Genomic DNA, 21,862 nt, shown 5'->3' with positions numbered 1-21,862 from the left:
GGAGAACTAATTAAAACACCGCCGGCCCTCACTCACCTTCTCCAAGAGACAGCCCTAGAAGGCCGTTGGGAGAATGTCATCCGGGTCTTCAAACGTCACTCCTTGCGGCTTGGGAATTGGCGTTGGCAGCGCTTTCAGGAACGCGCCGCCGGCATTATCAATTTCCCAGCGCAAGAGCATGGCATTGTCTTCGTGAACAGTGTTGTGGCAATGCTCCATGAACATGCCGCCGAAATCGCGGAACTGCATGGTTAAAGTGACACTGCCGCCCGGGCGCAGTCGATAAACGTCCTTTCGGCCCTTCTCCCATGCGGGCACGTTTGAAGCACTGCCGTTCCGCGCCAGAATCTGGCCTTCTTCAAAATGGATGTGGATCGGGTGGTCCCAACCACCACCTCCGTTCTGTAGGGTCCAGATCTCGCGCGTGCCGAACTTGGGCGCAGCGGAGATGCGTCCATAGTCCGCGTTCAGCGTGGCTCCCTGGTTATCAGTCTTGATGCCCCAGGGGCCAAAGAACGTGGACACAGGGTCGTTGGTTGTCTGGTTTCCACCGCTGCCGAACTCGAAAACACGTTCCCTTGTGACCGGGATGTTCGAGAGATCGGGGTTCGGAATCATTGTGGCCGGAACCTGGCTCACGTCAGGCGTAGCAGGATTCCGCACAATGCGGAATTCCAGGAATTTGCCGACACAAGGATCAGCCGATTGACCCGACAGGGCCTGAGCAATCGTGAGGTCATCTGCGGGTTTCTTTCCGTTTTGATGCTCGCACAGGTTCACCATCCAGACCTTGTCGCCGATGTTGTAACGAGAGAAGTCGATGACGATGTCATAACGCTCGGCAATCCCCTGCTCATCGAGCTGAGAGAGGACTACAGGACTCGGCATCAGGTTCCCATCATTGGCAATGAAGATCATCGGCGAGCCATCGCTCAACGCCACTTTGAAGAAGCGGGAAACAGCGCCGTTGAGGATGCGGAAGCGGTACTTGCGCCGTTCTACTTCGAAGAACGGCTTATAAACCAGGTTCACCGTCATGGCATCGCCCAGGAACCCGTCAAAGTCGAAAATATCGAAGAAGAGCTGTCCGTCCTGGTCCCATGCCTTATCAGCCAGCATGAGGTTGATGTCATACTCCTGATTGCCCCAGGACTTGGCGGTTCCGCTGGGCAAACGCAGGTTTACGCCGTCATTCAGTTCCTCATTGCCACGGTCAAGCGCGCTGTAGATGTTGAACATTCCGGCCATGCCCTTGTACACGTTCTGCGAAGTGAAGCTGAACATGTGGTCATGGAACCAGTGCGTGCTCATGGTCTCGTGCCAGTCGCCCGGGATCTTATTGATACCACCGCTGTCAGAAGGACCGCCGGCGCGAGGATCAGTGGCATCGGTATTTACGCTGTTGCGGCCCGCCAGAACGATTGGATAGTGGTAGTCGTAAAACTGGTTGGGAAAGAAATAAGCGCCGGTAAAGCCGTCATTCTCCGCTCCATGGTGGCCGTTATGCTCATGGGTGGAAATGCTGATACGGCCGAAACCTCCATTCTGGGTGAAGTCCGGCGGAAGTTTGTTGCTCAAGCGGAAGAGCACCGCATCGCCGCCGTACCGCACCTGCATAAGCTTGGGAGGAAAAGTTCCGTTGTAAGTCCAGAAAGACAGCGGTCCCTGGTCCGGCAGATTTGGGTGGAAGCGTGGATTGAACGGAGTGGTCGGATCGATGCCGGAATTGAAAGTCGAAGCAACGCCGGGATTGTAAACAGTGTTGACCTTGGCTCCCTCCATGGTGGCGGAAATAGCTACTTGAGGCGGAAGTTGAGTGAACTGCTGGTGGGCCCAGATTGGTCCAGGAGGACGGCCTTCAATCGGGCCGAAGCCGCCGCCCAAACTATCTGGCACTGCTTGTTGCGTCTGGTTGGATTCAGCCTGCGGCGCAGGGTTGAGAGATGTGAGTGGATTGCGCGGCAGCACGTCAAAACGGGGCATGGGTTGCGTGAAGGCCTGAACGCCGAAGAGCGGGCTTGGCGGTGCGCCGGTCGGTATGCTGCTACCGCCGTCTGCGTAAGCGCTTTGCACGAATGGATTCAGTCCGTGGATCGGTGCCAGAAGACCGCCGGTTGTGATGAGCCCCCATTTGATGAGATCGCGGCGTGAAACCTTGCCTTGAGAATATGCGCGCACAATTTCTGCGCGGTTTTTGCGCGCGTTTTCTGCTTCTCGCAGACGCGCTTTAGACGCTTTTTCAGGTAGATAAATAAAACTCATGGTTTGCGCTCCTAAAAGTCGTTCAATGAATTACCAAAGGTGGAACAAGGGCCGCCCTGAGGAAAGCCCGCTTGCTGCGTTGCGCGCTTTCGCCATGGTTCAACAATATCGCAATAGGATATATATGAAGAAAAAAAACAATATCGTAATGCGATATTGAATTGGGAGCAGCATACTACCAGCAGCACGCAGAGTCAATTACATTAAAAAGTCTTAAGTTGCTGCCCTTGGATTGACCGGCCCGGCGGTTATTCCCAACAGGATAAAATTGTTAGGTTTCTTAAGCAGTCCCTGAACATACTTCTGGAAAATATGGTAGAAAGTTTTCAACACATGCAAAATAAAAATCGCATTCGCGGCAATGATCAGGTTAAAACCCTGAGCCGGACAGAGTACAAGGCCCTGGCGGAGTTTCGTTATCAGATACGCCGATACCTGCGCTACATGGAGGAAAAGGCAAGGGGTAGAGGGTATAGCCCGCAGCAATATCAACTGCTGCTTGCCATTGAAGGCCTGCCGGAACACCAGATGCCCACCATCAAGACCCTGGCGGAACGGATGCAATTGAACCACAACACAACTGTGGGATTAGTGGACCGGTGTGAGCGGCGCGGTTTTCTTCGCCGTGAGCGTGTGGGGCTTGACCGGCGTGTGGTCACTTTGCTCCTGACGACTGCGGGGAAACGGATGATGCAGGAACAAGCGAGTGCTTCCAGGGCAGAGCTACAGGAAATCGGCCCCATCCTTTTTTCTTCTCTTCGACAATTGATTTCGAATCATCAAACAGGTCGGACGGCTCTGGTTCGCGGTGGCCGATGACCGCCTGCTCTGGGCCTGCCTGCTGCGCTTGGCCTTCTGACCCGTGATTTCTCGAAAAACAAACTGGCCGCAAGATATGACGCAAGACATGAAATGGCTCTCCTTACCTGCTACAGTTCAAATCTAAAAACTCCCCGCCACTAACGCCCTTCCATTTGTCCCACCCTCTCAATCCTAGTAAACTTTTCCGCATGAAAAGATCGCTTGCTGTCTCAATTGCGTTGTTGCTCTGCCTTTCCACGGGCTTTGCCCAGGACTGGGCCAAACAAAAACTGGAAAAATCTTCGCGGCATGGAGAATGGGTGCAGATCAAGCACGATAACCGCACCGTGCAGGCTTTCGTCGTTTACCCGGAGACCAAGGCGAAAGCGCCGGTGGTGATTGTGATCCATGAAATCTTTGGCCTTAGTGACTGGGCGCGTAGCGTGGCGGACGATCTGGCGGCCAACGGCTACATCGGGATTGCGCCCGACCTGCTTTCCGGCATGGGGCCAAAGGGCGGCGGCAGCAGCGAGTTTTCCAGCCAGGAAGTCGGGAAGGCAATCTCATCGCTGAACCCTGATCAGATTACCGCTGACCTGAACGCCGTGGCCGACTACGCCAAGAAGATTCCGGCCGCCAACGGCAAGATTGCGGTCGCGGGATTCTGCTGGGGCGGCGGACAGTCTTTCCGTTTCGCCACCAATCGCAAGGACCTCAGCGCGGCCTTTGTGTTCTACGGCCCCGGTCCGGACAACGTTTCCGCCATCACGGCGCCGGTTTATGGCTTCTATGCCGGCAATGATGCGCGCATTGGCGCCACGGTCCCAGCAACCACAGAGGCGATGAAGAAGGCCGGCAAAAAATATGATCCGGTAACCTATGAAGGCGCAGGCCACGGATTTATGCGCGCCGGTGAAGATCCCGCAAATGATGCGGCGGCTGCGAATAATGATCCTGCGGCAAAACAGAAGCACGATATGGCCGTCGCCAACAAAAAGGCACACGATGAAGGCTGGGCGCGCTGGCTGTCACTTCTCAAATCCATGTAAAAGCACTGCGGACGCCGGATTCCGTTCCGGCGTCCTTTTTTCCCTCCGCAACAGCCTCAATCGATTACCTTTGGCTTATTTTTTTGTCTGACGGAACCATGTGAGCTTCTCGCACGTATTCAACAGCAGGCAGAGTCTTGCCATCAGGAGGCGAATATGACCCCTCAGAATCAACGCACCATCGGCTGGCTCATTGCGATAGTGGGAATTGTTGCTTTGGCCACGCCCAGCTTGCTTAGCCAGTCCAGCACCAGTGCTGATCCGTCAACGCACTTTCAAAAGACTTTTAGCATTGCTTCCGGCGGCACGCTGGCCGTTGACAACTACAAAGGAACAATTCACGTTACCGGCTCTGACACGAACCAGGTCGCAGTCGACGTGAACAAGCATTTTGAAGGCAATGACGCTGATCGCAAATGGTGGATGGAAAACGTCCAGGTCAATTTCAAAAACGACAATAACCGCGTGAGCGTGGAAGTGAAATATCCGCAGTGGACTTGCACTTTCTGCTGGCAGGGCCATGACTACACGGCCGCTGTCGAGCTGGAGATTCATGTTCCCCGGCAGATTAATGTGCAACTTGAAAGTTACAAGCCCGACATCAAAGTGTCCGGGATTCAAGGCGACATTCGCGTGAAGAGCTACAAGAGCCCGATTGAGATTGCCGACACCACCGGCGCGGTGCGGATCGATACTTACAAGGAAACCGTGAAGCTGCGCAACGTGAACCTGCGCGGGCCGCTGGAAATCAAATCCTACAAAGCCGATGCCACAGTTGACGCGCGCAGCCTGGGCGAGTCCGTTACGCTGGAAAATGAAAAAGGCAGCATTGTGCTGCGCGTCCCCGCCAATGCCGGGATGGACGTGGATTATGACGGTGGACGCCGCTCCAGTTTCCGATCCGACTTCCCCATGACGTCACAATCCGGCAGCTTTAATTCAAGTTTCCACGGCAAGGTGAACCAGGGCGGCACGCGGCTTCGTCTGCGCACGGTAAAAGGATCGGTCTCTCTGGAGAAAGTTTCTGGAGCTTCGTAAAAAATAAAAAGCCATGCGACCCGCCGCATGGCTTTTCATTTCGTTGAGTTAGTACCGGCGCCAGCCGCCGCCGCTAATGTAACCTTCTTGGTATCCGCGTTCATAAGCTTGGCGATAGGCTTGTTTGTAGTAATTCCTGTCACCGTAGGTTGAGCTGTAGCCATGGTCGGCATGTTTGTAGTTGCCGTCCTGCGTCGGACGATTGCTGTGCCCGCTGCGACGGTCGCGCGCGCCATCATTAATTCCATCCTGATAGCCATACTGCTGCGCAGCATTCGCTCCGTATCCGCCGTAACCTCCATTGCCGCGGCTATAGACTCCGCGATCGCGGTCATCCCGATCCCCGTCGCCATCGCGGTCCCGGCCCCAACCGCCATTGTTGTAGCCGCTATATTGCCGGAAGCCGCGTTCGTATCCTGAGCGGTATGCCTGCCGGTCGTCGCGCTCGCGCCACCGGCTGTCGTCTGGATCAAAGCGACGATTGTGCCGCGCGTCTTCCTGTCCGCGGCGGAATCCTTCTTTGTACGCCTGCCGGTCATCGTTGTCGCGCTGTCCCCATCCCCATTGCACCGGGACCATGCTCTGTGCCACCGCCAGAGTCGTGGTTCCCGCCATTAACGCTGCGCCCAGCAGCATCGCCTTCATGTGTCTCATGGACCCTCCCGTTAAAACCGTCTCAAAGAAATTCCGGCATAACGTTCAAATAGATTTCCCTTACGGAATGCAAACACTCGCCGCGATACAAGCTCTCTTCAATTCCGTTAAGTTGTGTTTGCGATGGGTAAGGAATAGTTTGGGAATATGGCGTTTGAATTGCCTGCGACCTAAAATGCACAACCTTGTCCCTGATACAACCCCGCGCTGCCGAACGCAGGGCATTTGCAGAGAAGGACTATTTCGATTTCCCGACTTCCACTTCGCGCGCTCGCTGCTGATAGCCTTCCACCGTGTGCGGACGCACGGCCTGGAAATAACTGACCAGCTTTTTCACGTATGCCGCCACAGGCGTGTACTGCATGCCCAACTCTGCCTTGCTGCGCGCGTTGTCCAGTGACGACATCCACTTGCCACTGAACGGCGAGCAATGCGGCAACAAGCCTTCGCGGTCAAGTTCTTCGCGTGGCACGCGCACAATCTTCAACGGACAATGCATCGTCTCCGCCAGCAATTCCAGGAACTGAACCAAAGACAAAGTCTCATCCTGCCCGATGTTGTATGCGGACCCTTTGCCTTTTTCGCTTTCCGCCAGCCGCATAACCGCCTGCACCACGTCTTCACCATACACATGCCGCACCGGCGCTCCGTCTTCGTCGGGGATCAATAGCGGCCCTTCATCCTGAATGCGGAGAAAATATCCATAGATTCGGTCATAGTGGTCGCGTTCGCTGTTCACCATCGGCAGGCGCAGGCTGGTAAAAGGAAACTTGCCTTCCTTCCATGCGCGCGGGAATACATCTTCCGCCGCGCGTTTGTCGAAACCATAACGCCAGTTCTCGTATTCTGAAATATTCGAATTCGGCGGCTCCGCCATCACCGGCCCGGCATAATCATCCTCCTTATAAGGTCTTTCAGCCCCCACTCGCACCAGGTAAACCTGCCCCGTGCTCAGAAAGATGTACCGCCCAACTTTGCCCGTAAATAATTCGACCGCAGCCTCCGCCTCAGCGCCGGTGTACAGCGTGGTATCGATGACCAAATCGAATTCCCTGCCAGTCAAGACACGCTTCAGCTCTTCCGGATTCGTTCTGTCGCCGCGCAGCCGCTCAACTTCTTCCGGCAGGTCATCACGCGTTTGCCCGCGATTGAATACCGCAACTTCGTCCCCGCGTTGCAGCAGGGCGTGAACAATTGAAGGACCCAGATTTCTTGTGCCGCCGATGATGAGTGAACGCATGGGCATATTGTAAAAGGAACCGGCAAACAGACCGGCTTAGAGAGTCGTGCTCTTAGCTTTCGCCAGTACGATGGGTTGGTAAAATCCGCTCTCATCAGCACGAATCCAGCGGCACCCAGAGAATCCTGATCTTGCCAGAATTTCGCTCAATTCATCCCTCATAATCGAGCGATAGTTCGAAACATAATGCTGGGATTCCCATTCGTCTTGGATTTCCCTGGTTATATAAAGATGAAAAGTGTACCGGCGATCATCCAGCCAATCCCATACTTGATGGACAATCCGTCGGCCTTCTTCGCCAGAATAAAAATTGGGTCCTTGTACCATCGGCTTCTCGCGCACCAGACTGTCATAATCCCTTATGCTGGCCATGAAGAGCGCGCCAAGCCGCAATTTTCGCCGCATCTGGGTTACTGCCTGAAATAGTTGTTGCTCGCTCTCAAGATGCGGAAGGGCGTTGTCCATGCAGATAACCGCGTCGAATTCTCCATCCGGGACTTCCGTTAGATTCAGCATGTCTGCGGCGAAGGTCCGCACGCTCAGTCCTCTTTTGTCAGCTTCCATGCGGGTTCGTTCCACAGCGGAGGGACTCAGATCGCAGGCGGTGACTTGAAAGCCCAGCTTGGCCAGACCCAATGCTTGGGTTCCAATTCCGCATGCGCAATCTAGGACTTTTACTCTCGCCGGAGTGCCGCACTCGCGTTCAAGGATAGCTCCAAGGATTGCGGCTTGGCGACGGATTGAAACTTCCCAATCTTCAAAGATAAGATGGTAGCTGCCGGCCAACTGATCGTAGAAATCTTTAACTCCTTCAGCCATACGTCATTGTAGCGATTTCACGCTCGCGGAAGTGTACTCTGCCGCCAGCCGTTGGATTGCTTTACCACGTTACATCCGTATAAAACGCGTTGTTCCCCGTGCGCAGGTCTTTCCCGTAAAGCAACACCACGCCCACTCCCAGCACATTCAGCTTCGCCTGCGGGCCAAGATCAAACAACCATTTATGCGGACCAAGTGCTGCCGATGAATCCAGTATCTTGCCCGTATCCAGAAACGGCCCCAGCTTCACCGTCAGAATTCCGTTCGAATACACGTGTCTATCGCTTTCCCAGTTGGAAAGAAAATAATTCCGTCCCAACGGCGCGCTGCCTTTCTCCCCATGGCGCGTTCCAATGTGCGCCCGCAAAGGCAAATCATTGTCACGGTCCACGCCCAGCAGGAATAGTTCATCGAACGGTATTTGTCCAAACGTCTTGCCGGCATGCGCGCGCCATTGCATTTCATAATCGTCACCCTGCTCGCGCGGATACCAGTGCATGCCAACTGCGCCTTGCAATTTTTCAAAAGACTGCCCCGGTTCCGACCATAAGCGTCCCGCCTGGGACTTGCCGCTGCTGAAAATGGTCAGGCGTTTTTCCGGCGACCGCCATAGCTCATACGTGAACTGCGCTTTCTGCTTGATCTGGTAGCCCTTGGCCAGCAATTCCGGCGTCAACGCCACGCCGGGAACAACGTTGCGGAAATCCCTGTGTGAAAACTCCACGCCGGTTGTCCAACTCCAGCGCGCGCCCACAAACCGCGTGATCTCCGCGCCCACGCTTTCCCGCCGAAGGTTCGTCGCGCCCAGGAACGTGCTTGATCCAGTGAAAGACGTTTGCACGGTCCAGTTTTCATTGCGGAAGTCCGCGCCCAAGCGGTAGCGCCATTTCGGGCTTCCTCCAAGCGGCCCGTTGATCGCAGCCACCGCGCGACGCTTATCGGTATCGAACCGCGCCAGCGAAATAATGTTCGTGCCCGAGCCATGCAGGTTGTAATACTCCGGCGTAATCTCTTCAAAAAGTGCTCCGCTGAAGATGCGGACCAGCGCCTGAAGCTTGCTGTTGCCAAAACCATTCAGCTCCTGCGCGCGAAGGATTGCGTCAAACTTTCCGTCAGGCCGCGCTTCTAGACTCAGCTTGTACGTGGAAAAAATTTCCAGGCCGCGCAGCCGAAAGTTGCTGGCCAGCAATTCCTCCAGCGTCAACGTGCTGGCGGGCGCAAAAGCGAACGCATGGTCCAGCAGCGCCGGACGCACTTTTAACGCCGGCTCGCTTCGCACCTCAGTGACCTGTGGCTTCCCTATGCGGTTCCAATACTTGAGCGCCGCCTCCAGATTGCCTTCAAGGAAATAAACCGTCGCCAGAAATTCATTGGCGTACTCATCCTTCGCATCAAGCCGCAACGCGCGATGGAGATCATGCCGGGCCTCACCATATTTCTTCTGCTTAAACGCCACGCCGGCCAGCTCGATCGGAAAGCGCTTATCGTTTGGAGCAAGCCGCTGGCCGTCAGAGAGTGCTTTGCCCGCTTCCGCCCAGCGCTCAAGGTGCGCCAGCGCGACACCATAGTAATAATCAAGATCGGCATTGTTGCGGGGCGATTGCTGCAATAGCTGCGCCAGATCGCTCCATCTCTCCTGCTCAAAAAGTTGTTTGGCTGCGGGCGTGGGATTTGTCTGCGCCCAGCCGTGCAAATAGCCCAGCGTTGCCACCAGCAGCACGCAAACGCGAAGAATTTTTCGTGAACTTATCACTTCGGCAGCGCCAGCAGCGTCCAATGGCCCACGGCGCTCCACTGCTTTTCAAAACTCGTGCGGTCCTGCTTCAGAAGCTTGCGCTGCGCGGCATCATTCAGATAAACCACTCCTTCAGCAGGATCAATGCCGACCACCACCACAAAGTGCAGTGAACTTTCTAAGGACGAGGGCTTTAGTGCGGCAATCAGTGGACGCCCTTTTTCCAGATGCTGTTTCAAATCATCCCACTTCCCCCCGAAGGCAAAAGTCTGGAAGCCGTTTTGCTGGAAATAATGTTCCAGGTCTGAAGCGCGAACGCCATGGTCTTTGCGGGAATAAAGCGCACGCTGGATTTCCACCGCATCAGAGGCAGCGTCAATTTCCTTGGCCTGTTGCTTGCGCCAGTACTGCATCACCATGGCGATGCTGGCTGCGCCGCAACCATCTTTTTCCTGCTTAATAAAAGGGACGTCCAGCCACACGCCGTGTGTTGCGGCAAAGACAAAGCCGCAGAGACACAGGATACAAATGAGTCTCTGCGGCATATTTCGTGCCATGAAGATATTTCTAGCGGACAGCTACGATAATCAGCACCAGCACCGCGATGCCGAGAATAATCAGGATCAAATCGCGTTCACTGAGATCGCCGGCATAAAAGTCAGCCTGTGCTTTGTCGGCCCGCGCCGCCAATTGGGCCAGTTCCTGATCGTTAAGGGTTGAGACCGCGGTTTTCACCTGCTGCGTGTCCATCTTCGCCGACTTCAGGGCCTTTTCAGCCGTCGGCGTTGACAACAGGCGTTGAATTGAATCCAGGTTGTGCTGTCTTACCTGCGACGCTGCAGTTGCTGCCTTTTGCAGGTCCGCGGGGCTGACCACGTGGCTTTGCGCAAGCGCCTCCGTGGGAACAATGAAGAGTGCAACCAGAACGGTGGCAATTGCCATCCGCAGGGATTGCCGCAAATCAAAATGCATAGTCAAGCTCCTCCACTAATGTTCCGGCCAGATAGAAAGTATACATGACCGTATTGCGAGCACTTTTACCGGAGTACTAGTACTCCTGGTCTCGTCGCAGCAAAGCGCCAGCCATCTCCGCGCTCGCTGCGCAACCTCTATATACCCGGTGAATGGTCCAGTTCATTAGCTTTGAACTGCAAAGCAAGGGAGCAGTTGCCTGCTCCCTGTAAAAGCAAATTGATTCCGGCGGTTCTCAGTTTGTTGAAGCTGTTTTGCTCTGCGCCGTAGCTGATTCCGTTCCCAATTGCAGAGAGACTTTCTTCCCCGCAAATTGCAACGCCTTCAGTTCGCGCTCGCCTTTGGTTCCGTTGGATACTTCCGCCTGCGTCTCGCTGGCTTTGCTGTCCAGGGCAATTACCTGCGCCGGCGCGGTGGCCACTACTTTTTTGCCTTGCATAATGTTTACCTGCACCGTTGGCCCGGCGCCTTCCCACTGGGCGGTGTATTCGCCCGCGGGCAAAGTTGTGCCGTTCACCTGTGTGGCGGCGGAAATCTCAAAGCTGCTTTTATGGGAATCGCTGGCTGCAAAAGCGCTCGTGGTCAATGCCAGCGCCAGTGTTGCGAATATGATCCGGGAAAATAACGTGGACTTCATTACCGCTCCTTTGATTCTTTCCCGCTGTTCGGCGGGAACCGGTTGAGGGCGGCCTTTTTCCATCAGCAATGAAGTTTTCAATTCATTGCCTGATGACCTACAATTCTTGGGCGTGGGTTAAGAAACAGGCGCGCGTATGCGTGCCGATTTCCGGGGACTGTTCTCGCCTGGGGCCGCCAAAACCGTGGGCGCGAACATTCCCTGAACCCCGTGAACCTAAGTGCTACATTTTCAACTCTTGTCGTGCTCTTGTTCTTCTCTTCTCACTTGCAAAGACGATGCCAAACAATCAAAAGTTCCAACCAATTTGGCTTAGCATATTTTTTTAGACTGCAAGTGCATCAACGCGTTAGCGTTCACTCATCCCACTTACTCACTCCTTACGTTTTCTTTAACCACTCGTCCCACGCAACTGTGCGGAAATGAATCGTCGACGTTCGAAAATGAACAGTAGCATCTACGATGTGTGAATTTTCGTAATGGAAATCGATTGACTGCTTGAATATTTTTGGAAGAAAAAGTTTTGTGTGGGATGGAGCGTGGGATTAAACGATCGCTATCGTCGAACGTCGTCAGAGGTCAGCTGCAAAATCTCCACTATGCAGGCTTCGCGTGGTTTGAGAGATAGTCGGGAGTGGCAGAGAACGAATGCAGAACGTGAAGAAATAATTTTCGGATGTCCTCCGCTGTGTAGGACGATGCATAAGGAATTCTGCCGGAGAGCATTCTGTCGCGCAACAGTCCTTCCATCATTCCAATCAGCGCGGAGCGCATGCCTTCAATATTCAGATCGGAACGGAGCTGTCCCAGGTCGCGCATTTCCTTGAGCAATCTGTCCGCCGTGTTCACCAGCCCCAGGAAGCCCTTGGTCATTAGGACCATGTGGCCTTCTTTGCGGATTCTGCGGCCTTCAAGCAAAAATAATTGTTTGAGCTGTTCGTCTTCTTCCAGCTTGGAGAGAATCAATCCCACCAGGGCCTGCAATTTGGAACTAGGAGCCGGGATGTATTCCAGAGTGCCAAAAGCCTGGGCGATGTGGTTCCACCCGTCCTCAAATATCGCCTCGAGCAGTCCCTCTTTGCTGCCAAAGTGCTTAATCAACTGCGATTCGCTGGTTTGCGCCATTCGTGCGATTGAAATTGTGCTGGTGTTTTCAAAGCCCGATTCCGCAAATAGTGCTTTGGCGGCTTTCAATATGCGCTCGGCAGCGGGGCCTTTGGAAGTCAGCGGGTTAGGAACGGATGCCATAGTCCTTCTTTCGGAAGAAGCAGAGTCGCACAATGAAGTAGTACCACCACCCTAAAGTCAACGCAAGGTGGTATGTCTCTAATTCATTGAAAATATTGGGAAAACTATCTGGCAACTCCGGTCATGAATATTTCTTCTTAAGTTCAGCGGTAGTGCTACTACTGCCATCACTTTTGTAGGTTTCGGCCAGCTCCAGAAATTCACGCTTCAGGAGAAACCAATGTCAACGCTTCCCTCCCCCTCAGCACCCCCAAAATCAGGAAATAAAAACAGATTGACGGCGAGCCTCTCCAGTCATTGGCTCGCTTTGCTTGCAGTTGCTTTGGTTTTGATTCTGGCCCAGCCGGCTTCCGCCCAGACCGTGACTTCCATCAGCAGCACTTCAGGACCGGTTTCCTGGGACTTTGGTCCAGTCGTGGCAGGCACCGTTACCAACGTGGGTATTCAGGACACTTGTCCGCCCGGCGTGTGCGACAACCACGATTTGACAATTACGCTTCCCGCGCCCGCCGCAACTTTTTACCAAACCAACACCGTTCAAGTAACAATTAAGTACACATGGAACAGCACCGCGCCCAGCGATCTTGATGTCTTTGCCATCAGTCCAAACGCGGCGGACCACGGTCCCGGATCGCCTGACGTCACCAGCACTGGCCCCGGTGAAGAAGATCTGACGCTCACAGATCCAATTGATGGACTGTGGCATATTCGTTCCGTGGCATCTACGGTGCCGCTTCCTGTTTCTGCGCACGCTGTGGTCAGCATGACGGTTGCGCCCCGACCGACCACTGCGCCGCCTCCTCCACCTGCTCCCGGTGCGCCCGCTTTCGTCAACTATGCTGCTCCGGAAAATATTCCACCATCCGTCGGTTCCACTGATGCCAGCCAGCATGCGGCCGGCGAACCTTCCATCGGCGTTGATTGGAATACCGGCAAAGCTTTTATCGAGGCCGGAAATCACACGCTTCGCGTCACCTTTAATGACACTGTCACTCCCGCAACTTCAACCTGGGAAGACAAGCGCTCGCCTTTCGCGCGTGTCAGCCTTGATCCCATTCTCTTTACTGACGATGGCCACATGGGTGGCACGAACCGCACATTCTCTTCGCAGCTCAACGGCGTAACCAGCGAGCTTTCATTTACTGACGATGACGGAGACGACTGGCTTCCCACGCAAGGTTCAGGGCAGCCAGCGGGCGTCGATCACCAGACGGTTGGCGGAGGTCCATACGCTTCTCCCGCGCCGGCTGTACATACTTATCCGCACGCAATTTATTACTGCTCGCAGGATATCGCCACGGCATTCTGCTCACGCAGTGACGATGGCGGCGTCACATTTGGTCCGGGCGTTCCTATCTACACATTCACTACCGTCAACGGGGTGGACAAGCCCATAGCGCCGGGAACTTGCGGCGGCCTGCACGGCCACGTTCGCGTATCGCCAGACGGCACAGCCTACGTCCCCAATGAAAAATGCCAGGACACAGCAGGCGTCAGCCGCGCCGGCGTTGCCGTTTCCACTGATAATGGTTTGACCTGGGTTGTGCGCACCGTGCCGGATGCTACCAGTTCCACCAGCGATCCCTCTGTTTCCGCGGGCAAGAACAATACGATTTATTTTGGCTACGTGAACTCTGACGGCCATGCCAAGATTGCCGTGTCGCATGATCGCGGCCTGCACTGGTCGAAATCTCAGGACGCTGGAACTCCCTTCGGCATTCAAAACGCCGAGTTCGCTGAAGTCGTGGCCGGAGACGACAATCGCGCAGCTTTTGCTTTTCTCGGCACACCCAGCCTTGGCGATACGCAATCCGCAGACTTCCTTGGCGTCTGGCATCTTTACATTGCATTCACATACAACGGCGGGCTCACCTGGACGACCTCTGACGCCACTCCTTCAGACCCGGTACAGCGCGGCTGCATCTGGAACGGCGGCGGCAGCAATCCGTGCCGCAACCTGCTCGACTTTAACGACATCACCGTGGATAAATTTGGCCGCGTGCTCGTGGGCTATGCCGATGGCTGCACCGGAACCTGCGTGACCGATCCTTCGCAAAATGCCACGGCTGGGCCTGTGACGGCTCAAGACGCGCTGGCGACAATCGCGCGGCAGACCGGTGGGCGCGGGCTGTTCTCTGCTTTCGATGGCACGCAGTTCGGCATTCGCAGCGGTGACGATGAAGGCGGCGGCAAACTATGCTTCGGCGATCCCGCAAGCGGCGTCCACGGTGGGCCAGACTGCGACGACAACCGCCAACACTAATATGGTGTAGCCACCAGGCCCGCGCGGAAGAATATCTTTTGCGCGGGCTGTTTCTTTCTCCGCTACAGGTAAAATTCTGGGTCTGGAAATGTCCATGAAGAAGAATGTATTTCAACTCATATCTTGCGTCCTGCTGCTCGCCGGAGTGATGTCGGCCGCGCAAAAATCCCCCAACGATCCAAAGCAATCCAGACCGGATCCCTGCGCACTCCTGACCGGTGCGGATATTCAGGCCGTGCAAGGCGACGCGGTGCAGGACACTAAGCCGAGCACACAGCCTGCCGGCGGGTTAGTCATGTCGCAATGCCTCTTTCGCACCGCCTCTTCCAGCAAGTCCGTCAGCATAGCCATCGCAACTTCCGGGACCACTTCCCCACGCGCGTTCTGGCAAAAACAATTCCACTCCGGCAAGCCCGAGCCTGAAGAGAAAGAAAAAGACAAGGCGGCTGCTGGACGCCAAGGCGCAAAAGAAGCAGAAGCTGAGTCCACGCAACCGCGCACCACCAAAGGCGTGGGAGACCAGGCTTATTGGGTCGGCAGCCCCATGGTGGGAGCACTCTATGTTTTAAAAGGCAACACTTTTTTGCGCATCAGCGTGGGCGGAGTACGTGAACAGGCCGCGCGGATTCAAAAATCCATAGCGCTGGCGCGGCTTGCTCTGAAGCGCCTAAAGTCGTAAATATTTTCACTCGCGCCGGTCATCGATCATCATCTTTATTCATAATTGGTTAGCCTCAAACCCGACATTTTCTTTCACAATCCCTTTCTAATCTACGAAATTTCATCGCCTTGTGCTCTCTGATTGCCACTTTTATAGAAAATTAGACCTTTTAATTTCAGTCCAATGAAACCGTAATCTCGCGCTTTTAAAACCATGGGTAACGGATGAAGTTGCTCTGAAACGGATGAAGCACTCAGAGCACTAAGCAGCAGAAGGTTTTACAAATGGGCTTTCGGGGGCGGGCAGCTATTGTCCAGCCAGGAGGAGGATTTCCGCCATATGGAACTCTGTTACATGGTAAGCATGAGCACGCTGCATGAGGTTTTGCAGGCAGAAGCAAGACCCAACACCGCCTATCGGCTCCTGGCCGGCGAGGACACCGTCACGGTTGTCCATTACGGTCCAGAGGGCCTGATCAATCAATTCGCCTTTCCCATTGTTTACCGTGTAGAAGACGTTCCAGAGGACGAAGGAACGCTCATGCTGATGGTCGCCACGGAACGCAGCCGCGAATGGCAGAGCTTCTGGGTACCTCTGGAAAGCAAGCTCTCGCACTGCTGCTCTTTGAATACGGTGGCGTAAGGCACTTTTCGCAGGTCAGCGCGAAGCGGCCTTTGCCCGGACTGCCGGACTTTGCGGCTGCTCCGGCTCGAAACGCCGGCTCTTTCTAAAATCGTCTGTGGGATGCAAAATCTCTGTTGGTGAGGCCGCCAACGCTGCCAGATCGGCGCGGCTCAGGCCCCAAAGATGTTTTGCTGCAAGTTCCCAGTGTTCAGGTCGAGTAATGACTGCCAGGCCTTGCTGCCAATTTCATTAAAAAGTAGGATGCAGCGTTCCAGCCGCCATGTTGCTTTGTTGCAGGACAACTATGTTCCCGGGCAACAGTTGTTCTTATGCGCTTGCGGCGCGGGACACAAGCCGCAATGTGCTAGAGCGATTTCAGGTACTCAATAATCGCCCAGCGATCGTCAGGCGAGAGCGCCGGCCCAATCACTCCATTCCCTCTGGGACCGTCTTTGAATTCATGACCGTGATTGCTGTTGCCCGGATTCGCGGTATCAAAGAGGTAGCCGCCCTTTAACTCTGAAGTATCGTAGCCGACCTTGACGGGGTCATACTGTTTGCTACCCAGCCAGAATTTGTCTGGCCTCTCGCTCTGCGGTGAGAGCAGTGCGTATAAGCTTGGCACTGATCCGTTATGCAAGTATAAACCTACAGCCCATATCCCATTCAACGGACGGGCCTTGTAGATGGCCTCGGCACGAATCACCGGATCGGTAGGGTCACGGAATCCACTCCATTCAATCCGTTGCTGGGGAGTGAGTCCTTTGCTGTCAAAAAACTTCCCAGCCATTCCAATCGTTACCAGCTTTAACCCTTCTTCGGCTGAGACGCGTCCCTTCCCCAGATCACCGCTGTCGGCTGTGCGATTCAGGAAATCGACCGCTTCATGCGGATCAGTCCCCACATACTCCTGCTTCACATCTTTAACTTTGAAAAATTGTTTTCCCTGCGCGTTCTTCCACCAATACTTTGGCTGGGCTGATTTCAGGTCTTCCTGCAATTCAACAGGCGGAGGTTGGTGGCAGCCTTCGCAATGTTGTTTATAAAGCGCCGCTCCTCTGGTTACTTTGTCCTGCGCCAGCGGGGGAAAAACCGCGGGCCATTTAGGTGATGACAAACCTTGATAAGGCTCGCTTCCCGCCAGCAGGTCCTCAATTGTTTTCAGCCCTTCAATATGGACGCTGTTGCCCAATTCCTTGGCATCGTCGCCGTAGAGTTTTGCTGACGCTCTCACGCCCAGCGCTTCACCAATGTTGCGGACCAATGGATCAGCAATCGACGAGTTGTATTGGACCCAGGTAAACCATGAGGCGTCCCAGACCTGTGGGTAACGGACAGGCGCGTTCGCCGGCGCAAAGTTAGCGTTGTTTCGCATGTCGACGGCGAAAACCTGGTTGCCAATGCGGGTAAGGGCATCTGTACGGCCAAAACCCGCCAGATTCGTGTAAATTTTTTCCTGGTCGGTGGCGCTCTTCTCAAACATCGCCCTTGAGATGAATGAATCCAGTGCGATTTTTAGTTTCTTCTTGTCATCCTCGGTTGCAGTGGGACCCAGCACGTTCCGCTCAAAGCGTTTGTAGCGGAAAGGCATCTTGTCGGTCAGAATGAGCGCTACTCCGAGCGCCTTTTGAAATTGAAAAACTTCAATCATCGCCGGCGCGCCCTCTACCCGGACCGCGTACTTATCGAAATACAACTCTCCCGTATGGCACGCTGCGCATGTCAGTCCCACAACTTTGGATGTTCCCTTTGATTCGGGATCATAAAAATCATCTTGTTTAGCGAAGCCCACAGGCAGGCCATCGGGATTGAGTTGAGCGTCCTCATCACCCTCCAGAAATCCAAAGCGCGCAAGATAGGTTTTCTCGTGAAATGGCTTGCACTCGGCGATGGAGAAGCAAGGCTGCTCGAGCGCCATAAACCATTCGTAGGGTAAAAGACGCGTTCCTTGCGCAGTGTAGTGAAAGCGGTGGCGCTGCTCGTCAGTCCAGTGTTGATCCAGTTGGACCTTTTGCTCCGGCGGAGCTGCGTACTCCGGAACAACCACTCTAAGCTTGCTCCACTCGTGATAGAGGAAGTATCCCCCGATGACTAGTACGATCAATGCCCCGCGAATGAGTTTGCTCTTCATGCTGTCTCTTTCTTACCGCATGCGCAGTATTGCTTTAACTCGGGTTCCAGGCAAATCGGCATCAGCATTTGACTCTATGCCGATGATTCAACCTGGTTGCTGGTGGAGGCCGAATTATAGCCTAGCTATGAATAGAGGCACATGAAAAGTTGAATGAAGAATGGTTTTAAATAACATGTTGGCACAAGGTTCCAATCTCCCGCCCGGAGCCTTGGATTGCCCTGTGCCAACTCTGGAAAGGCTACTGATGATTATTTTTCCCTCCGTGCGCCGCCAGCACCTGGGAAACCCAGTGTTTTACCTGTAGGTAATGGTCTGATTTGCGCGTCATCTGAAAGAACATCTGCGCCGATTTTTTCTTGGTCAGGCTGTTGTGATGGATGAGTCTTGTGATGTGCTCCGCGGTCAGATGCTCCACCTTAAACGATTTGCGATGTGCCACAATCTCACGCAGCATTCTCTCCATAATCTCAAGGTCGTGCCAGACTCCAATGGTTCCCTGTAACGACTTCAGCCAGTTCAAGGTCTCAGTGCTTCCGGCAATATGCAGTTTGGCCATTACCTCAGTCAGATAGCGCAACCTCTTGGCCGCAATCCGCATGCGGTGAATAACGTGTTCACAGGGATCGTCGTGTGACCTCTCCACCGCAACCGCAAATTCCCGCCACCGGCTTGCCAGGGAGTTTACGATACGCTGGTAGACGATCGCCGTTTCTGCCTGACTGCGTTCTCTGGTGATCCCGTGGTTGACTCGCCGTTCGTTACTCAAGTCGAAATCGCGCTTGATATGTAGATAGGGCGTCGCCAAATTCAGGCGTCCCAGCTTTTCCAGAGTTACCACGGCCGTCCGCGCGCGCAAGGGCCTCAGGTACTCGCTCAGTGCTTTCCAGGCATCGGCTTCCGTCCGCCTGGTTGCGACGGCATTGTCCGCCACGTCCAGCAGAGCATCACAATTGCGCAGCTCTCCCAGTGTGCGACGGCACAATTGCAGCCGCCGGCGTAGCTTCTTAATGTGACCGGGGCGCGGCTTGCCATAAATGAGATCTAATATCTCCTCCAGCCGCCGGCATGAGACCCGCATTTCATTCACAGCCGTGAGATCTTCATGGCGCAGCACCGGTGGAAGCAGGTCGATGAATTTGTCCATTTGCCGCAATGCGATTTTACGGACTTTTGCCCACGCCCAGGATGGCTGGGTTTCAACGTGGTCCTGCGCCGGCTCATTGGGTCGCACCTTTGGCAGAGGAACGGCGAACTGCTTATTGTTGTCGATATTGATGATGGAATTGATCATGGTTAAAACTCCATTGCTCAAGCGGCCTCGGAGCCTCCTTTTTTATGAATAGAGGGCGTCTTTATGTCCCTTTTGGCCGCACGCGCGGTCCGTACTTTGTTAAGAGACCGAGGTTTCTTTGTCCTGGTCGCAGGCACATTGATGACCGAAATTGATGCATGCGGCATTGCGCGATAGTTGGAAGCTATCTTGAGGCTTCGCATCATGGAACTTTTTTTGGCTTGATGCGTCTCCATCCGGCGGAGTATGTCATCCAGGCTGCGCAACGCGTCCACAATATAGGGTCCTTTATTCAGCATCACGCATTCTGCGCGGCTTGCCATGGCTGCATCGGTTATCTCCGCGCGGGAAGGAATGCCATCTTTGGCCAGCCGTTCCAGCACCTGTGTGGCCCAGATCACCGGAACGTGCGCGGCTTCGGCAAACCACAGGATCTCTTCCTGCACCTCGGCAAGGCGCTCAAAGCCGCACTCTATCGCGAGATCGCCCCGCGCAATCATCACGCCCACTGAAGCGCCGTGCATCGCGGCCAACAAAAGGTCCGGCAGCGATTCAAAGGCTTTTCTGGTCTCGATTTTCAAAATAATGCCCACATGTTCACCGCCAAGATCGGCGAGCCGGCGCTGCAATTCGCGGATTCCGTGGGCATCGCGCACAAAGGAATATCCGACCATATCGGCATGTTTCGCTATAAACTCCAGCGCGCGCTGATCATTGCTGGTGAGCGGAGGCAGGCGCAACTCGCTTTCCGGCGCATTGATGCCTTTGTCCGCTTCAAGTTTGCTGCCCTCTGGAGAAGCATGCGTGATTTCAACCGAGATGGCGTCGAAATCGACGGTCCGTATGGCGCCGCCGATTTTTCCATCGTCGAACCAGATCGGCTCGCCCGGTTTTACCTGGTCGAATATTTCCGGTAAGGTCAGGGAAACTGTGGCGGGAGAGAGTAAGCGCCCTTGCTCATCGTAGATTGCCGGATGGCCAGGAGCAAAAGTCCTCGTCAAAATCAATGTGTCACCCACGCGTAGAACCAGGCATTGTACGTGTGCTGGAATATCCAGCGGCCGGGTTGCGGGGACATGGTCCACGTTGGCATCGTGCAGATGCCCTTCACCACGACGCTGCAGATGCAGATCAGTCTCTGGCGTGATGTAAGCGGTCTTGCTCAGCTCCGCCCAACGGTTGGCGCCTTCAGCGGCCACAATGCTCATCGTGCGGCCCGAGCCTCTGGCATCTTTGAAATGAATAGAATCGCCGGGTGCGCAGGATGCAAGCCAGTTCGGGTCGAGATTAAGGCAGCCGTCGGCGCCTGCCGGCGGCCGCGCTCGATTCTCATTTGGAGTTAGCCACAAGCGGGCGGGGCTCTCGATTCGGCCGAACACGTCGCGCCGTGGGCGCACCTTCATCACGCGCGGCCCTGGCTCTATGGGTCCAATACGCAATTTAGGGCCTGCAATATCCATCAGCAGATTGCATGGCTTGTCCAATTCCTCCTGCGCCTGATGCAAATTGGCGATCATGCGGCCCCACGCTTCAGGAGTGTCATAAGCACAATTGATTCGCAGGCAATTCATGCCGTTTTGCAACAATCGATGGATCAGTTCATAGTTTGTCGCGGCTTCAGACGGCGCGGTCACCAAAATCCTGACATTCCGCCCCACTGGTGTTGGCCCCAACAGTGCTTCTGTACGCGCTTTCAGCACCGGCGTGCACTTCTCTCCCGATTTTCGGTAGCTTGGAGCGCCGGGTGCGGCATGGTGGAGGCGGCGAAGAATTTCCAGCACACGATCTACGTCATCCAGAATATGTCCTTCAGAGCGGCCAAGCGATGAAACGCCAATCTCAGCCAGCCTCTTTTGCAATTTGCGCAAGTCGTGCCCGCGCAGGGCAAGGTAGTGGACCAGGTTTGTAGCGCTGCTTCGCTGATCGGAACGCAGCTCCCGGATGACCCGCGAGAAACGGCTTTCCAGCCGAACCATATCTGCACGGAGATCGGCCAAGGCCTCCATGGCGTCCCTGACTTCAGTCTTGTTCCACACCCGTAAAGTAGACCGGCTGCCCATATTCTTGTAACCTCATCCAAACAAAGTACTTGCTCCTTATAAACTCATTCTCATCTACCAGAGACTTTCCGGCTGTGACGTAGCTCACCAAATTTGCTCAAACGCCCTTGCCCCTCCAATAAACACACCTGAGGACTACCTAATGGCAGTCTAGGTGGCCTTTCCATGCGGGATAACTGTCAATCTATACAGGGAGAAGCAAGAACATTCTGAGTTCTTCTTGCTTCATTCGGCGGCGACCCGCACCCTATTGCTTCCTGCGCGCGTTCGCCAGGCGGAACTGCTTCTGCGCAGGCATACTCTGATCTGTGAAAGTGTGTCTTTGGTCATTACACGTTTTTGCTTGCGCCTCGTCTGAGAAAAGGAGCAGTGCG

Annotated in this window: 18 protein-coding genes; 6 read left to right on the top strand and 12 right to left on the bottom strand. The window is 54.7% G+C overall.

Annotation, left to right across the window (positions count from 1 at the left end; genetic code table 11):
* Positions 1-54 precede the first annotated feature (54 nt).
* Positions 55-2,262, bottom strand: a complete 2,208-nt coding sequence (locus LAO76_07575; protein MBZ5490776.1) for a multicopper oxidase domain-containing protein — start codon at positions 2,260-2,262, stop codon at positions 55-57.
* A 333-nt stretch (positions 2,263-2,595) separates the two neighbouring features.
* Here LAO76_07575 and LAO76_07570 point away from each other — a divergent pair, with 333 nt between their 5' ends.
* From LAO76_07570 to LAO76_07560, 3 genes are all read left to right on the top strand, one after another.
* On the top strand, positions 2,596-3,081 hold the full coding sequence (locus LAO76_07570) for a MarR family transcriptional regulator (protein ID MBZ5490775.1): 486 nt from the start codon (positions 2,596-2,598) through the stop codon (positions 3,079-3,081).
* Positions 3,082-3,272: 191 nt separating this feature from the next.
* Complete coding sequence (locus tag LAO76_07565; GenBank protein ID MBZ5490774.1) at positions 3,273-4,112, top strand: dienelactone hydrolase family protein; 840 nt, start codon at positions 3,273-3,275, stop codon at positions 4,110-4,112.
* Positions 4,113-4,268: 156 nt separating this feature from the next.
* Complete coding sequence (locus tag LAO76_07560) at positions 4,269-5,150, top strand: DUF4097 domain-containing protein (protein ID MBZ5490773.1); 882 nt, start codon at positions 4,269-4,271, stop codon at positions 5,148-5,150.
* A 48-nt stretch (positions 5,151-5,198) separates the two neighbouring features.
* Here the strand turns inward: LAO76_07560 and LAO76_07555 are convergent, their stop codons facing one another.
* From LAO76_07555 to LAO76_07520, 8 genes are all read right to left on the bottom strand, one after another.
* Positions 5,199-5,804 (bottom strand): hypothetical protein, encoded by a 606-nt coding sequence (locus LAO76_07555; protein MBZ5490772.1) that lies wholly within the window; start codon positions 5,802-5,804, stop codon positions 5,199-5,201.
* A gap of 238 nt (positions 5,805-6,042) precedes the next feature.
* Positions 6,043-7,044 (bottom strand): SDR family oxidoreductase, encoded by a 1,002-nt coding sequence (locus tag LAO76_07550; GenBank protein MBZ5490771.1) that lies wholly within the window; start codon positions 7,042-7,044, stop codon positions 6,043-6,045.
* A 36-nt stretch (positions 7,045-7,080) separates the two neighbouring features.
* A complete protein-coding gene (locus LAO76_07545; protein MBZ5490770.1) occupies positions 7,081-7,863 on the bottom strand; it encodes a class I SAM-dependent methyltransferase in 783 nt (260 codons plus the stop codon).
* Positions 7,864-7,924: 61 nt separating this feature from the next.
* A complete protein-coding gene (locus LAO76_07540; protein MBZ5490769.1) occupies positions 7,925-9,640 on the bottom strand; it encodes a tetratricopeptide repeat protein in 1,716 nt (571 codons plus the stop codon).
* On the bottom strand, positions 9,613-10,155 hold the full coding sequence (locus tag LAO76_07535) for a C39 family peptidase (GenBank protein MBZ5490768.1): 543 nt from the start codon (positions 10,153-10,155) through the stop codon (positions 9,613-9,615). Before LAO76_07535 ends, LAO76_07540 begins: the two co-directional genes overlap by 28 nt.
* A 10-nt stretch (positions 10,156-10,165) precedes the next feature.
* Positions 10,166-10,570, bottom strand: a complete 405-nt coding sequence (locus LAO76_07530; protein ID MBZ5490767.1) for a hypothetical protein — start codon at positions 10,568-10,570, stop codon at positions 10,166-10,168.
* Between the two features lie 235 nt (positions 10,571-10,805).
* On the bottom strand, positions 10,806-11,207 hold the full coding sequence (locus LAO76_07525; GenBank protein ID MBZ5490766.1) for a hypothetical protein: 402 nt from the start codon (positions 11,205-11,207) through the stop codon (positions 10,806-10,808).
* Positions 11,208-11,804: 597 nt separating this feature from the next.
* A complete protein-coding gene (locus LAO76_07520; protein ID MBZ5490765.1) occupies positions 11,805-12,455 on the bottom strand; it encodes a TetR/AcrR family transcriptional regulator in 651 nt (216 codons plus the stop codon).
* Positions 12,456-12,675: 220 nt separating this feature from the next.
* Here LAO76_07520 and LAO76_07515 point away from each other — a divergent pair, with 220 nt between their 5' ends.
* The 3 genes from LAO76_07515 (at position 12,676) to LAO76_07505 (ending at position 16,021) form a co-directional block, all read left to right on the top strand.
* Positions 12,676-14,718 (top strand): glycoside hydrolase, encoded by a 2,043-nt coding sequence (locus LAO76_07515; GenBank protein MBZ5490764.1) that lies wholly within the window; start codon positions 12,676-12,678, stop codon positions 14,716-14,718.
* Between the two features lie 94 nt (positions 14,719-14,812).
* Complete coding sequence (locus LAO76_07510) at positions 14,813-15,397, top strand: hypothetical protein (protein ID MBZ5490763.1); 585 nt, start codon at positions 14,813-14,815, stop codon at positions 15,395-15,397.
* 321 nt (positions 15,398-15,718) lie between these two features.
* A complete protein-coding gene (locus LAO76_07505) occupies positions 15,719-16,021 on the top strand; it encodes a hypothetical protein (GenBank protein MBZ5490762.1) in 303 nt (100 codons plus the stop codon).
* Positions 16,022-16,367: 346 nt separating this feature from the next.
* Here the strand turns inward: LAO76_07505 and LAO76_07500 are convergent, their stop codons facing one another.
* From LAO76_07500 to LAO76_07490, 3 genes are all read right to left on the bottom strand, one after another.
* A complete protein-coding gene (locus LAO76_07500; protein MBZ5490761.1) occupies positions 16,368-18,134 on the bottom strand; it encodes a hypothetical protein in 1,767 nt (588 codons plus the stop codon).
* A gap of 241 nt (positions 18,135-18,375) precedes the next feature.
* Entirely contained in the window at positions 18,376-19,428 is a 1,053-nt protein-coding gene (locus tag LAO76_07495) for a CHAD domain-containing protein (protein MBZ5490760.1), read from the bottom strand.
* Positions 19,429-19,445: 17 nt separating this feature from the next.
* Complete coding sequence (locus tag LAO76_07490) at positions 19,446-21,488, bottom strand: pyruvate kinase (protein MBZ5490759.1); 2,043 nt, start codon at positions 21,486-21,488, stop codon at positions 19,446-19,448.
* Between the last annotated feature and the right edge of the window lie 374 nt (positions 21,489-21,862).

The organism is Terriglobia bacterium, assembly GCA_020072645.1.
Taxonomy (GTDB): domain Bacteria; phylum Acidobacteriota; class Terriglobia; order Terriglobales; family Acidobacteriaceae; genus Angelobacter.
This window is presented reverse-complemented; position numbering and strand designations above follow the sequence as displayed.

Coding starts and splice junctions, on each gene's coding strand:
- LAO76_07575 (MBZ5490776.1), bottom strand. CDS start 2,262: ATGAGTTTTATTTATCTACCTGAAAAAGCGTCTAAAGCGCGTCTGCGA.
- LAO76_07570 (MBZ5490775.1), top strand. CDS start 2,596: ATGCAAAATAAAAATCGCATTCGCGGCAATGATCAGGTTAAAACCCTG.
- LAO76_07565 (MBZ5490774.1), top strand. CDS start 3,273: ATGAAAAGATCGCTTGCTGTCTCAATTGCGTTGTTGCTCTGCCTTTCC.
- LAO76_07560 (MBZ5490773.1), top strand. CDS start 4,269: ATGACCCCTCAGAATCAACGCACCATCGGCTGGCTCATTGCGATAGTG.
- LAO76_07555 (MBZ5490772.1), bottom strand. CDS start 5,804: ATGAGACACATGAAGGCGATGCTGCTGGGCGCAGCGTTAATGGCGGGA.
- LAO76_07550 (MBZ5490771.1), bottom strand. CDS start 7,044: ATGCGTTCACTCATCATCGGCGGCACAAGAAATCTGGGTCCTTCAATT.
- LAO76_07545 (MBZ5490770.1), bottom strand. CDS start 7,863: ATGGCTGAAGGAGTTAAAGATTTCTACGATCAGTTGGCCGGCAGCTAC.
- LAO76_07535 (MBZ5490768.1), bottom strand. CDS start 10,155: ATGGCACGAAATATGCCGCAGAGACTCATTTGTATCCTGTGTCTCTGC.
- LAO76_07530 (MBZ5490767.1), bottom strand. CDS start 10,570: ATGCATTTTGATTTGCGGCAATCCCTGCGGATGGCAATTGCCACCGTT.
- LAO76_07525 (MBZ5490766.1), bottom strand. CDS start 11,207: ATGAAGTCCACGTTATTTTCCCGGATCATATTCGCAACACTGGCGCTG.
- LAO76_07520 (MBZ5490765.1), bottom strand. CDS start 12,455: ATGGCATCCGTTCCTAACCCGCTGACTTCCAAAGGCCCCGCTGCCGAG.
- LAO76_07515 (MBZ5490764.1), top strand. CDS start 12,676: ATGTCAACGCTTCCCTCCCCCTCAGCACCCCCAAAATCAGGAAATAAA.
- LAO76_07510 (MBZ5490763.1), top strand. CDS start 14,813: ATGAAGAAGAATGTATTTCAACTCATATCTTGCGTCCTGCTGCTCGCC.
- LAO76_07505 (MBZ5490762.1), top strand. CDS start 15,719: ATGGAACTCTGTTACATGGTAAGCATGAGCACGCTGCATGAGGTTTTG.
- LAO76_07500 (MBZ5490761.1), bottom strand. CDS start 18,134: ATGAAGAGCAAACTCATTCGCGGGGCATTGATCGTACTAGTCATCGGG.
- LAO76_07495 (MBZ5490760.1), bottom strand. CDS start 19,428: ATGATCAATTCCATCATCAATATCGACAACAATAAGCAGTTCGCCGTT.
- LAO76_07490 (MBZ5490759.1), bottom strand. CDS start 21,488: ATGGGCAGCCGGTCTACTTTACGGGTGTGGAACAAGACTGAAGTCAGG.